The sequence below is a fragment of the bacterium genome, assembly GCA_020444065.1.
Classification (GTDB): Bacteria; Sumerlaeota; Sumerlaeia; order SLMS01; family JAHLLQ01; genus JAHLLQ01.
Genome location: JAHLLQ010000002.1, coordinates 684,545 through 698,152, shown reverse-complemented (window position 1 = coordinate 698,152; position 13,608 = coordinate 684,545). Strand labels below are relative to the sequence as shown.

The window sequence follows — 13,608 nt, the reverse complement described above, 5'->3', positions numbered from 1 at the left end:
TGGCATACTTGTCGCTCCCTTGCTGCCAAGGCATATCGCAGTGACCATTTGGTGAGGTCTGCGGCCTGCACCGGTCTTTGGGAAGGGACCGATGCGGTTCAAAGGACGCAGTGCTCACTGACAATATTCTAAGGGGATCGATACAATGATGGAGAAGACGATTAGCACTCGGGCAACGCTCATCGGAGCAGCGGCGGCGCTTGGCATTTGCGCCCTCCTGCCCACCGCGGCGTCTGCCCAGACCTACAAGGTGATTCCGAACGAGTTCAATCGCGACAACGGAACACTGGCGGATACGGAATACGTTGAAATCCTGCTTCTGGAGCGCATGACGGCTGCAGAACTCGGGAATTACGCTTTCGGCGACTCTATCGCAGCAACGACCGCGAAGAACGCCATATACCAGTTCCAGAACATGGATCTGATCGCGACGCACTTCGAGGCAGGAACCCTGATCGTAATTGGCGGAACAACGGCGATCCCGACCGAGGACCTGACGTATAACCCCTGGAGCGGCAACAACGACTGGGAACTGCTGATCCAAACCAGCAACACGACCTATATCAACTCCCTCACCGCGAATACGATGGACGGGGAAAGCAAGGACGTTGTCTGGGTTGACCGCACGCTGAATACCACTACCACCCCTCCCTATTCAACTACATCCGTTTCGCCGGATGGGTTCGCCGCCCACTATGGTGGTGGCTCCCTCGGCGCGTTTGCGACGAACGCCTCGGTGCAGAACGTCGGCGGCACGTTCGGAAACGGCAAGTGCATGCAGTTGCTGGTCGATCCGTCGCTGGCACAGGATCCGAACAATTGGTCTGATATACAGACATGTACACCAGGCGCAGCCAATGGTGGCGACAACACAACCTACATCGATTCGCTGCAGAATGGCCCGCTCCTGGTCGACATGCTGAGCTTTGAGATCACCTCGATGGAGCCCGGCCAGGGCGTCGAGATGACCTGGCAGACGGCAGCGGAAATGGACAACGTGGGCTTCAAGGTCTACGCGGCCAAGGAAGGCCCGGGTGGCAACTACCGCACCGGCGAATCGCTTTCCGGCCTGATCCCCGCCAAGGGCGATGCCTTCCGCGGCAACACCTACACCTGGACAGATCCGACCCCTTACTCCGAGGGCGAGTCCCGCGGCTACTTCGTGACCGACGTGGACATCGAGGGCTTCGAGACCCCGCACGGCCCGGTCTGGACGGTCGTCCCGACAACCAACAACTCCTCCGTCAACGAGTGGCGCGAGTACGGATTCTAATCCGCCTGCCCCTCCCAAAACGACTTCCCCAAGCCCGAGCCGCTTCCGGCTCGGGCTTGTTCTATATTATACGCATAATATAAACATACTTGCCAGATGACTCAAGGTTTCAAAAATGCCGTTGCATTGGTGGGCCGACCCGCATAGCCTGACCCCATAAGTGACAGAAATGGCACACGAAAGACTGCTGGGCCCTTTTCCGGGTGAGAGAAATTCCGGATCCTGGAGGTACGTGCCCGGTAAACGAGAAGAAGGATATTCCCGGTCGGGGTTGTCCAATCTGTTACGGACGAATGTAGCGGAAGTCAGACGGCGGTCAGCGGCGCATGCGTCTACTGGGAAGAAGACCATGCACAAGGTATCCGGGGACCGTACACTATAACTGAAGGGGATCGATACAATGAGGGAGACGACGATTACGACTCGGGCAACGCTCATTGGAGCAGCTGCGGCGCTTTGCATTTGCGCCCTTCTGCCCGCAGCAGCGTCTGCCCAATCTTTCAAGGTCATTCCGAATGAGTTCAATCGTGACAACGGCACACTCGCGGACACGGAATACGTGGAAATCCTGCTTCTGGAGCGCATGACGGCTGCGGAACTAGGGAATTATGCCTTTGGCGACTCTCTCGCAACAACGACCGCGAAGAACGCCATCTATCAGTTCCAGAACATGGATCTGATCGCGACCCACTTCGAGGCCGGAACTCTGATCGTAATTGGCGGAACAACGGCCATCCCGACCGAGGATCTGACGTATAATCCCTGGAGCGGCAACAACGACTGGGAACTGCTGATCCAGACCAGCAACACGACCTATATCAACCCCCTCACCGCGAATACGATGGACGGGGAAAGCAAGGACGTTGTCTGGGTTGACCGCACGCTGAATACCACTACCACCCCTCCCTATTCAACTACATCCGTTTCGCCGGATGGGTTCGCCGCCCACTATGGTGGTGGCTCCCTCGGCGCGTTTGCGACGAACGCCTCGGTGCAGAACGTCGGCGGCACGTTCGGAAACGGCAAGTGCATGCAGTTGCTGGTCGATCCGTCGCTGGCACAGGATCCGAACAATTGGTCTGATATACAGACATGTACACCAGGCGCAGCCAATGGTGGCGACAACACAACCTACATCGATTCGCTGCAGAATGGCCCGCTCCTGGTCGACATGCTGAGCTTTGAGATCACCTCGATGGAGCCCGGCCAGGGCGTCGAGATGACCTGGCAGACGGCAGCGGAAATGGACAACGTGGGCTTCAAGGTCTACGCGGCAAAGCTGGGCCCCGGCGGCAACTACCGGACCGGCGATTCGCTTTCCGGTCTGATCCCCGCCAAGGGCGATGCGTTCCGCGGCAACACCTACACCTGGACGGATCCGACCCCGTACGTTGAAGGCGAGTCGCGCGGCTACTTCGTCACCGACGTGGACGTCGAAGGCTTCGAGACGCCGCACGGCCCCGTCTGGACGGCGCTGCCCGCAAACTTCACCAACGTCGATGAATGGCAGCGGTACAACTTCTGATCCAGAGTTGATTGCCCCGAATGAGAACCGCCCGGACCGATGATTGGTCCGGGCGGTTTTCGTTTCTTCCGTATCAGTGGGTCACCCCGGCAGGTCGCTGGTTCCCATCAGGTACGCATCGACGGCGCGCGCCGCTTTGCGTCCCTCAGCGATGGCCCAGACGACGAGCGACTGGCCACGCCGCATGTCGCCGGCACTGAAGATTCCCTCGACGCTCGACATGTAGTTCTCGTCGGTCTTGATGTTGCCACGTCCGTCGAGCTCCACCTCGAGTTGCTCGATGGGACCCTTGTGTTCCGGATGAAGGAATCCCATCGCGAGGAACACGAGGTCGACATCCATCTCGAATTCGCTGCCGGGGACGTCGCGCATCGACATGCGCCCGCTCTCCTCGTCGCGATACCATTCGATGCGGTTGGCGAAGAGCTTGGTGACCTTCCCATCCTTGCCTTCAAAACGTTTGGTGTTGATGCACCAGTCGCGTTCGCCGCCTTCCTGGTGCGCGGACGAGTTGCGCAGAATCATCGGCCAGTTCGGCCAGGGATTGTCAGCGGCACGCGCAGCCGGAGGCTTTGGCAGGAGCTCGAACTGGTGAATGGACTTCGCGCCATGGCGGTGTGCGGTCCCGAGACAATCCGCGCCGGTGTCGCCGCCGCCGATAATCACAACGCGCTTGTCCTTTGCGTTGATGACGCGGCGGCCTTCCTGCAGGTCGCCGTGATTGAGTTCATTCTGCGCAGTCAGGTAGTCCATCGCGTAATGAATGCCGTCCAGTTCGCGACCCGGCACATCGAGGTTCCGAGGCTGGGTCGAACCGCCGCACATCACAATCGCGTCGAAGTTCGATCGCAATTCGTCGATGCTGACGTTGAAGCCGACGTTGGCGTTCGTGCGGAACTCGATTCCTTCTTCCTCCATGATGTTGAGGCGACGCTCAACGATTCGCTTCTCGAGCTTGAAGTCAGGAATACCAAAGGTCAACAAACCACCGATTCGCTGTGCACGCTCGAAGACAACAACCTGGTGCCCGGCGCGATTGATCTGCTGTGCTGCGGCCAGACCAGCCGGTCCCGAGCCGATGACAGCAACGCGCTTACCCGTGCGCGATTTGGGCGGACGAGCGACAACCCAGCCTTCCTGGAAAGCGTGTTCGATGATCTCAACTTCGATCTGCTTGATCGTCACGGGATCGTCATTGATCCCAAGAACGCAGGATCCTTCGCAAGGAGCAGGGCAAACGCGGCCGGTGAATTCCGGGAAGTTGTTCGTCTTGTGTAGTGCCTCGATCGCATCGCGCCACCGATCATTATAGACGAGATCGTTCCACTCCGGGATCAAATTCCCGAGCGGGCAGCCCTGGTTACAGAACGGAACGCCGCAGTCCATGCAGCGCGAGGCCTGCCCATTGAGCTTGTCTTTCGGGAACTCGATATAGATCTCATTCCAGTCGCGAACGCGTTCTTCGACCGGACGCGATTGAGGCGTCTCTCGAGTCACTTCCATAAAGCCGGTCGGCTTACCCATGTCTTGCTCTCTCCGTCGTTCGAGTTGGCGAGTGTTCGTAGTCCTGATTAGTTGCGGCTCGGCGTGCCGAGTTGCTGTGCAGATGGCGCTGCGGCTCCGTTGCTGCCATCTATGGCATTCGCCTGCTTTTCCACGGCGGCGCGCCGCTCGAGGAGCACGCGCTTGTAATCGCGCGGCATGACCTTGACGAACTTCGCACTCTTGTTTTCCCAATCAGCCAGAATGCGCCCCCCCACCGTGCTATCGGTGTATCGCACGTGATTCTCCAGCAAGCGGCGAATCGTTGCGATGTCCTCGGCTTCCTCGGGGCTTTCCAGATCGACCATTTCCGTGTTACAGCGAATACGGAACTGGTCGTGCGGATCGTAGACGTAGGCGATGCCGCCGCTCATGCCCGCTGCGAAGTTGCGCCCGGTGGTTCCGAGCACCAACACACGGCCGCCAGTCATGTATTCGCAGCCGTGATCGCCAACGCCTTCGACGACGGCGATCGCACCGCTGTTACGAACGCAGAATCGCTCGCCAACAACGCCGCGCAGATAGACCTCTCCAGAAGTTGCGCCGTAGCAGATGACATTGCCCGCGATGATGTTCTTCTCGGGGACATACGCCGCGTTCTCCGGCGGATAGACGATGATGCGCCCACCACTCAGCCCCTTGCCAAGGTAGTCGTTTGCGTCACCGACAAGATTCAGCGTAATGCCGCGCGAAAGGAAGGCGCCGAAGCTCTGGCCGGCACTGCCCCGCAGGCGGAAGTTGATCGTGTCGTCCGCGAGGCCATCGTTCCCGTGTGCCCGCGCGATCAGGCCGGACAACATCGTGCCGACGGTGCGATTGATATTGCGAATCTCTAGATCCGCTTCGACCTTCACGCCGTTCTCGATCGCCGGTTTCGCGATTTCTATCAACTTGTTGTCGAGCGCGTAATCGAGACCATGGTCCTGGACCTCCGTGCAAAGCACGGATGGGGCTTCCGGATCTGGCGTCGGCACATGAAGCATCTGCGAAAGGTCAAGCCCACGGGCCTTCCAATGATCCTGCGGCGGATCGTAGACGAGGCGATCGACGCGGCCGACCATTTCGTCAACGGTGCGGAAGCCGATGCGCGCCATGATCTCGCGCACTTCCTCGGCGACGAAGAAGAAGAAGTTGATGACGTGCTCGGGGGCACCTGCGAATTTCTTGCGCAACACAGGGTCCTGCGTCGCGATGCCGACGGGGCAAGTGTTCAGATGGCACGCACGCATCATGATACAACCGCTCGCGATCAGCGGTGCGGTGGAGTAACCAACCTCTTCCGCTCCGAGCAGGAATGCGATTGCGGCATCGCGGCCGGTGCGCATTCCGCCGTCGCACTGCAGGCGAACGCGACCGCGCAATCCGTTGATCACGAGAACCTGCTGCGTCTCAGCGAGACCAAGTTCCCACGGCACGCCGGCGTGCTTGATCGACGTCAAAGGAGAGGCGCCCGTCCCGCCACCGTCACCACTGATCAGAATGTGGTCGGCCTTGCCCTTTGCGACGCCGGCGGCGACGGTGCCTACGCCGACTTCTGAAACGAGCTTCACGGAAATGCGCGCATTCGGATTCACATTCTTCAGATCGTGAATCAGTTGCGCGAGATCTTCGATCGAGTAAATGTCGTGATGCGGAGGCGGCGAGATCAGACCCACACCCGGCGTCGAGTAACGCACGCGGGCGATCACGTCGTTGACCTTATGGCCGGGCAATTGTCCGCCCTCGCCCGGCTTCGCTCCCTGAGCCATCTTGATCTGAATCTCGTCGGCGTTCACAAGGTACTCGGCCGTAACGCCAAAGCGACCGGACGCGACTTGCTTGATGGCGCTGCGACGGAGCGAGCCGTCCGCATCGGGAGTGAAGCGGGCTGGATCCTCGCCTCCTTCGCCGGTGTTGCTCTTACCCTCGAGACGATTCATCGCAATGGCGAGGTTCTCGTGCGCTTCCTTGCTGATGGAACCGAACGACATGGCACCCGTGACAAAGCGCTTCACGATTTCCTTTGCCGGTTCGACATCGGCCAGAGGGATCGAATCCTCTTCGCGGAATCGCAACAGGCCGCGGATTGTGCAGTGCCGACGCGTTTCATCGTTCACGAGTTCCGCGAACTCTCGATACGTCGCGTGGCTGCTTGTGCGAACGGCATGCTGCAACCGCGAAATGGTGTCGGGATTCCACTGGTGGTACTGGCCGTCGCGGCGCCACTTGTATTCGCCGCCGCTGTCGAGGTACTCGCCTTCGACGCGAATCGGCGGAAAGGCCCGGCGGTGACGAAGCAGCGCTTCCTCTGCAATGACATCCAGTCCAATGCCCTGGATGCGGGAAGCGGTACCGGTGAAGTACTCGTCGACCAGCGTGCTGTTCAAGCCGATTGCTTCGAAGATCTGTGCGCCACGGTAGCTCTGGATCGTGGAGATGCCCATCTTCGAGGCAACTTTGAGCAGGCCGCTGTTCACGGCCTTGATGTAGTTCTCGCAAGCTTCCTCGAAGCTGAGCCCTTCGTGCAGCGCGCCTTCCTGGTGAAGCTCGGCAATCGTTTCGAAGGCGACGTACGGGTTCACCGCGCTGGCGCCGTAGCCGATCAGGAGGCAGAAGTGTTGCATCTCACGCGCTTCGCCGGATTCGATCACAAGGCCCGCCTGCGTACGCGTGCCTTCGCGAATCAGATGATGGTGAACGGCAGCCGTGGCCAGCAGGCTCGGGATCGGCGCGTGGTTCTCGTCCACGCCGCGATCGGAGAGGACAAGGATGCAGGCTCCATCGGCGATTGCACTCGAGGCCGCGGCCTTGAGTTCTTCAAGAGCGCGGATCAATCCTTCGCCGTCTTCGTTCACATTGAAGAGCATCGGGATGGTCGCAGCCTTGAAGTGAGGCGATTCAATGCGACGAACCTTTTCGAGGTCGTAGTTGCTGAGAATCGGCGTCTGCAGACGCAGCAGGCGACAATGCTTCGGTGTCTCTTCGAGCAAGTTCCCTTCGCGCCCGAAGTACGTGACGAGTGAAGTGACCAGCTCTTCGCGAATCGCGTCGAGCGGCGGGTTCGTGACCTGCGCGAACAATTGCTTGAAATACCGATACAGCAACTGCGGACGATCTGACAGACATGCCAGCGGCGTGTCCGTCCCCATCGAGCCCAGCGCTTCCTTGCCGTGCTCTGCCATCGGAGTAATTAACATGCGCAGGTCTTCCTGCGTATAGCCGAACGCCTGCTGGCGACGAACCAACGTGTCGTGGTCCGGCTGGTGGACGTGCTCCGGCGCGGGGAGGCTCTCGAGCGTCACAAGGTTCTGGTCCAGCCAACGACGCCAGGGGCGCCGGTTAATCATGTCGGACTTGATTTCCGCGTCGTCGACAATGCGACCTTCGGCCGTGTTGACGAGGAAGATGCGACCCGGCTCAAGGCGCCACTTGCGCTTGATGCGTTCTTCGCGAATCGGCAGCACGCCGACTTCGCTGGCCATGACGACAAGATCGTCGTGCGTCTCGACGTAGCGCGCGGGGCGCAGTCCGTTGCGGTCGAGCACGGCGCCGATCATTTCGCCATTCGTGAATGCCACGGCGGCAGGACCATCCCATGGCTCCATCAGGCATGCGTGGTACTCGTAGAAGGCCTTCAGCTCCGGATCCATCAACTGATGCTTGTCCCAGGCTTCAGGGATCAACATCAGGATGGCGTGCGGCAACGATCGTCCGTTCAGAACAAGAAACTGCAACGCGTTATCGAGCGTTGCCGAGTCGCTGCCGGATTCGGTGATGATCGGGAACATCTTGTCGAGTTCCGCGCCAAAGACCTTCGATTTCAGTGCACCGCGGCGAGCGCGCATCCAGTTGCGGTTTCCGCGCAGAGCATTGATCTCGCCGTTGTGAGCCAGATAACGATAGGGATGCGCGAGGCGCCACTCGGGGAATGTGTTCGTCGAGAAGCGCGAGTGGACGAGCGCGAGGTGGCTGCAGAAATCCGGATCGGACAGGTCGGGGAAATAATCCTTCAACTGCTCAGTCGTCAGCATGCCCTTGTAGACGATACGATTCGTCGAGAAGGTGCTGATGTAGAAATACTCGAAGCCGGGCATTTCGAGCTGCTCGCTCTGGTTCTCCACGTACTGGCGGACGAGGTAGAGACGGCGCTCGAAGTCGTTGCGATTGAAGAAGTTGTTTCGCATGCCGACGAAAGCCTGGCGCATACAGGGCTCGCCGGCGCTGGAGAGACGGCCGAGGCATTCGCTGTTCACGGGCACATCGCGCCAGCCCATGATGTACATGTCGTAATCGTTGACGACTTTCTCGAAGAGATTCTCGTGCTGGATGCGCGCGCGATCCCCCGGCGGGAGGAACATCATCGCGACGGCATATTCGCCCTTGGGTGGGAGGCGGATGCCCTGCTTCTCGTCCAATTCGCGACGGAAGAAAAGGTCCGGCATCGATACGAGCATGCCGGCGCCATCGCCGGAGCATGGGTCGCAGCCCTTCGCGCCGCGGTGATCGAGGTTTTCGAGAACCTCAAACGCCTGCTGGACGATTTCGTGGCTTGGCTGTCCCTTAATATGGCAAACGAACCCGACGCCGCATGCGTCGTGATCGTGTTGGGGATCGTAGAGCCCCTGCTTCCTTGCCTTCCGCGTCCAGTTCATCTGTCCCTCAGCCATGCAACATTCCCTTATCTGATCTGGTAAAAGGGGGGCGGCGACGGTGCCGACAGAGCCCATTCTCGGCAGACGAATAGGTCGTTTCCCCTTGTCGGATTGTAGGTTATTTGGACTAGGGGTGTTACTCAAAGAGCTTTTCTGCCCTATGTCACAGAAACGGTCCGGTATTTCCGGCTGATACCAGCCAGCTTTTCCAGTTTATTGGACAAAGACCCCTTCAAATCGGGCTGCAAAGGACATCTTTTCGCGATTCTGGAGAATACGACAGGGCTGATCTGTCTCCTGGTGAGGTCTTCTTTCGACCGTCGGGGTCAGCCCGTGGTTCGCAGTCCGCTTGCGATGGCATTGACCGTCAGGAGCAGGTGGCTGAGGACTGCGTCGGCCTGCGTCTCCTGCCCCTTCGCTCGAAGAGCACGCCACGCTCGCAACATCCGGATCTGGTGGCGGTGGAGGCGATCAAGCCCGGCGTCGCGCATGCGGATCGTCTTGAGCATCCGCGGGCGGCGCTCTTCGCGGGATCGCTCGAAGAGGTGGTCGATCTTCGCGTCGGTCAAGGCCAGCTCTGCCTGGATCCGCGACAGGAATCGCTCGCGAATAGTCTCGTCCTCGACGAGGGAGGCATACTCGGCCATCAGCTCCGGATCGACGGATGCGAGGCTCGTCTCGGCGTTCTTGAGCACGTTGCGGAGGAAGGGCATCTTGCGCCCACGATCACGCAACAGTTCGAAAGACGCGGGATCGTCGCGCTCAAGGCGATCCAGAGCGGTTCCAAGCCCGAACCAGCCCGGGAGGTAATGGCGCGCCTGGTTCCAACTGAAAACCCAAGGAATCGCGCGCAAATCGGAGAACTGGCGCTTTCCGGTGCGCCGAGCCGGCCGCGAGCCGATGGAACTGCGCTCCAACGCGTCGATCGGCGTCACCTGGGACCAGTATTCCAGGAATCCATCGCTGGTAAGAAGGTCCTGGTACGCCGTCTTGCTGTAGAGCGCGAGGCGCTCGATGACCTCAAGGAGTTCTGCGTCGGTTTCCCCCCCGCGGCGATGCTTGAGAGTCGTATCGGTGACGCCCGCCAGCCAGAGCTCGATGTTGTAAGAAGCCGTACCGGCATTGGCGTACTTCTGTGCAATCGTCTCGCCCTGCTCTGTAACGCGGAATTCGCCCGAGAGAGTTCCCGTGGGGAGAGCCTCCAGGAATCTGTACGTGGGGCCGGATCCGCGACTGGGGGTTCCCCCGCGGCCGTGGAAGAACCGGAGCTTCATCCCGTGGCGCCTGGCGACTTCTGTGAGTTCCGTCTGCGCGCAGTTGAGGGCCCACTGGCTGGCGAGCAGGCCGCCGTCTTTGTTGCTGTCGCTGTAGCCGACCATGATCTGCTGGACAGGAGGGTTCTGTCCGCGCAGGGCAAAGCCGGCCTGCGTCACCGGATGCTGCAAGAATGCGTCGAGAATCCCCGGGGCGCGCTCCAGGTCGTCGAGCGTCTCCAACAGGGGGACGACGCTGACAAGACAGGCCAGGCCGTGCTCCTCGCGCCGAACAAGACCGACCTCTCGCGCGAGAAGATAGACGGCCAACAGGTCGGACAGGGTGCGGGTCATGCTCACGATTAGTGAACCGATCGATCGCGGCCCGTGCTGGTCGATGGTGTCCGAAAGCACCTGGTAGCAGCCAAGAACCGCATTCGCTTCGGCGCCGAGATCGGCTTTGCGAGGAGCCAGCGGACGCGGCGATTTGAGTTCCTCGTTCAGGAACTCGAGGCGCTTCGCCTCGTCCCAAGAAGCATAATCCCAGTCCTCCAATCCGGCGGCGTTCAACAACTGCGAGATGGCACGCTCGTGGAAACTGCTGTTCTGGCGTACGTCGATCGCCGCCAGGTGAAAACCAAAGACATCGACGATGCGCTGAACGGGGAAGATATCCGTGAGAGCAAGACGACCGGCACCAACGGCCTCCAGTGACTCGGCCAGCAACTTCAAATCGGCGGAAAGCTCGTCCGCGTTGCGATAGCCATTTCTCTCGTCTTTGCGAGCCGCCGCCAGACGCAATTGCATAGCGTCGATCATGCGCCGCCAGGGCTCATGCCGGCGCCAGGCGGGAGGCTGATGATCGCTGTCGTACAACTTGCTTTCATACTCGGCAAGCCGCTGAACGAGTTCCGAGGGCGGATGCTGAAGCAAGTCCGACAGACTGAGCCGCGTCCCGAGCTCTTCCAACTGTGCATCGAGCAGTTTCAATGCTGCGTTTCTCAGGCGACGAAGCGTGTGTTTCGTCACGTCGGCCGTAACGAGAGGATGCCCGTCGCGGTCGCCGCCGACCCAGTTTCCGAAGGTCAGTCGGGGCTGCGAATCGGGGCGTTCAATGAGTTTCGGATCGAATCCCGCCTCGACCCAGGCCTGGCGAAGACGCAGGTCATGCTTTTGAATAACAATCGGGAAGACTTCGCGCAGGTAGTGAATGACGTTGTCGAGTTCGGATGCGACGTCCGGCTTCTCGATCAGGATCTCGCCCGTTCGCCAAAGCCGTTCAAGCGTGGCCGTGATCTGCGTGCGAATGTTTTCGCGTTCCGCCGGGGTCCACATTGTGTTTTCCATGTCGAGCAGATGCAGGTAGAGCTGGCGGTGAATCTGCAGAACAGTGCGCCGCTTGGATTCCGTCGGATGGGCCGTCAGGACGGGCTCGACGTGCATGCCGGGCAAAGCCGAAGCAATCTCCTCCGCCGAATAGCCAAGAGACTTCAAGTGCTCGAGGGTGGAGCGCCACATGCCAGGCTCGATGTAGCCTTCGGGCCGCGATTCGCTCGCTCTGCGCGCCTGGATCGTGGCGTTTTCTTCCACAAGGTTCAGAAGCTGAAATGCGATCGAAAGCGCGTGCGTTTCGCGAATCGGGTCTACGTCGCCGGGCGATACGGCCGGTTCGTCGCGATACCACGGCAATGTCTCCGCCAGAGCCGGTTGGTCCGAATCGGCGAGGACTTCCCTGAGGCTGCGGATCAACATCTCGAAGTCGGTGTCGATCTTACTAAACTGGATACGGGCGGTCGGCATACGTTTATCCTGTGAAGTGTGTTGCAGCGGCTGTGCGCGCGGCCGTGAAGGACATGAGCAGGTTGCGCGCCGGAGCTACGAAAATGACCAAAAAACCCGGTCCAAATCCCGGCACGGCCTGCAGTGGGGCTGTAAACCGATTGCTTTATGGGAGTCGCGCGCTAGACTGCGATCAAATCTCCACAAAGCGCCCCCGGCTTTCCAATCTCTCGCGAGGACAGGGCCATGGCTGAAGTGCGTATTGTCACCGACCAGATCGAAGTTCAGACAAATGGGATGACGGACATCCTGGACCTGACGCCCCGCGTGAGAGAGCGACTCATGAAATCCGGTATGTGCGAAGGCAATGTGACGATCTTTGTCCCGGGCGCGACCGCGGGGGTGTCCACGATCGAGTACGAGCCGGGTCTTCTGAAAGACCTGCCGGAGATGTTCGAACAGATCGCTCCCTACGAGCACGATTATCATCACCACAAGACATGGGGAGACTACAACGGAAGCTCACATTGTCGTGCGCCACTGATCGGGCCATCACTTGTCGTGCCGTTCATCGCCGGCGACATGATCCTGGGCACCTGGCAGCAGATTGTGCTCTTCGACTTCGACGACCGCCCGAGAAAGCGGAAAGTCGTCTGCCAGTTCATTGGGGCTTAAAAGCGCGGAGCGCCGATAACACGGCGCTCCGATTCACCAGGACATTCTACGCAGTTACTGGGGCAGATCGGGGACTTCCGATCGGACGATCCCCTGTACCTTCTTGAACAGCGGCGAATTGACCGTAAGGTCCTTCGAGTTCATATCGTACTGGGCGATCTGCTCTTCGATATTCTGAATTCGCTCCGGCGTGGGCGGGTGCGTCGAGATCATCGTATCGATCATTCCCCCCGATGCGCCGGATGACAGCGCATTGAGACGCCGGAAGAAGGCAGCCCCTTCCCGCGGATCGTAGCCGGCGCCGTACATGGCCTTCACGCCAAGGCTGTCCGCTTCGCGCTCATCGTCACGGCCAAACTTGCGCGTGACCAGAAAGCCGCCGGACTGCATTGCCAACTGCGCCATCTGGGCAGCCGTTCCGGTTCCATCGGGCGTCAGGTACTGCATCAGCATGTTGATTCCCATGGCGCGCTGCAGCGAAAGCAGACCATGCCGAGCGGTAACGTGGTTGATCTCGTGCCCAACAACCGCGGCGACTTGCGCCTCGTTGGTCGCATAGGAAATCAGGCCCGCATTCACATAGCAAAATCCGCCGGGAATCGCGAAGGCATTCACTTCGGGGGAGTTCGTGACGCGGAATTGGAAAGTCTGGGCGGTCTCGGGGGAGTTCGCCACAAGCTTCGCGCCCATTTCGTTCAGCCAGGAATTGACTGTCGGATCGTCGATGAACTCGTACTCCCCCGCTATTTCCTGGGAGTACTCGGTGCCGAGCGCGGTCTCCTGCTCGGCCGTGAAGAGAGAGCGATTCACGGACTTCTCTGCACTCCGAAATGTTGCGCATCCGGAGAGGAACGAGATCGCGAGAATCAGTTGAAGAACAAATGTCACGCGGCGGAACGGCATGGGTGGGTGTCCTTTCGTACTTGGGCA

Annotated in this window: 7 protein-coding genes; 3 read left to right on the top strand and 4 right to left on the bottom strand. The window is 59.9% G+C overall.

Annotated elements, in window-relative coordinates; translation table 11 throughout:
* The first annotated feature begins 145 nt into the window (after nucleotides 1-145).
* A complete protein-coding gene (locus KQI84_07255; GenBank protein MCB2154669.1) occupies nucleotides 146-1,273 on the top strand; it encodes a hypothetical protein in 1,128 nt (375 codons plus the stop codon).
* Between the two features lie 400 nt (nucleotides 1,274-1,673).
* Nucleotides 1,674-2,798, top strand: a complete 1,125-nt coding sequence (locus KQI84_07250; protein MCB2154668.1) for a hypothetical protein — start codon at nucleotides 1,674-1,676, stop codon at nucleotides 2,796-2,798.
* Between the two features lie 81 nt (nucleotides 2,799-2,879).
* Here KQI84_07250 and KQI84_07245 read toward each other — a convergent pair whose 3' ends face one another.
* The 3 genes from KQI84_07245 to KQI84_07235 form a co-directional block, all read right to left on the bottom strand.
* Nucleotides 2,880-4,322, bottom strand: a complete 1,443-nt coding sequence (locus KQI84_07245; protein MCB2154667.1) for a glutamate synthase subunit beta — start codon at nucleotides 4,320-4,322, stop codon at nucleotides 2,880-2,882.
* A gap of 47 nt (nucleotides 4,323-4,369) precedes the next feature.
* Nucleotides 4,370-8,971 carry a glutamate synthase large subunit gene (gltB, locus tag KQI84_07240; GenBank protein ID MCB2154666.1) on the bottom strand — a complete coding sequence of 1,534 codons (4,602 nt, stop codon included), beginning with the start codon at nucleotides 8,969-8,971 and terminating at the stop codon, nucleotides 4,370-4,372.
* A gap of 326 nt (nucleotides 8,972-9,297) precedes the next feature.
* Entirely contained in the window at nucleotides 9,298-12,024 is a 2,727-nt protein-coding gene (locus KQI84_07235) for a phosphoenolpyruvate carboxylase (GenBank protein MCB2154665.1), read from the bottom strand.
* 225 nt (nucleotides 12,025-12,249) lie between these two features.
* Here KQI84_07235 and KQI84_07230 point away from each other — a divergent pair, with 225 nt between their 5' ends.
* A complete protein-coding gene (locus KQI84_07230) occupies nucleotides 12,250-12,678 on the top strand; it encodes a secondary thiamine-phosphate synthase enzyme YjbQ (GenBank protein ID MCB2154664.1) in 429 nt (142 codons plus the stop codon).
* Between the two features lie 54 nt (nucleotides 12,679-12,732).
* Here the strand turns inward: KQI84_07230 and KQI84_07225 are convergent, their stop codons facing one another.
* On the bottom strand, nucleotides 12,733-13,581 hold the full coding sequence (locus KQI84_07225; protein MCB2154663.1) for a M48 family metalloprotease: 849 nt from the start codon (nucleotides 13,579-13,581) through the stop codon (nucleotides 12,733-12,735).
* Between the last annotated feature and the right edge of the window lie 27 nt (nucleotides 13,582-13,608).

Bases quoted from the DNA above. Each gene is read 5' to 3' on its own strand.
- KQI84_07255 (MCB2154669.1), top strand. From the start codon at position 146: ATGATGGAGAAGACGATTAGCACTCGGGCAACGCTCATCGGAGCAGCG.
- KQI84_07250 (MCB2154668.1), top strand. From the start codon at position 1,674: ATGAGGGAGACGACGATTACGACTCGGGCAACGCTCATTGGAGCAGCT.
- KQI84_07245 (MCB2154667.1), bottom strand. From the start codon at position 4,322: ATGGGTAAGCCGACCGGCTTTATGGAAGTGACTCGAGAGACGCCTCAA.
- gltB (MCB2154666.1), bottom strand. From the start codon at position 8,971: ATGAACTGGACGCGGAAGGCAAGGAAGCAGGGGCTCTACGATCCCCAA.
- KQI84_07235 (MCB2154665.1), bottom strand. From the start codon at position 12,024: ATGCCGACCGCCCGTATCCAGTTTAGTAAGATCGACACCGACTTCGAG.
- KQI84_07230 (MCB2154664.1), top strand. From the start codon at position 12,250: ATGGCTGAAGTGCGTATTGTCACCGACCAGATCGAAGTTCAGACAAAT.
- KQI84_07225 (MCB2154663.1), bottom strand. From the start codon at position 13,581: ATGCCGTTCCGCCGCGTGACATTTGTTCTTCAACTGATTCTCGCGATC.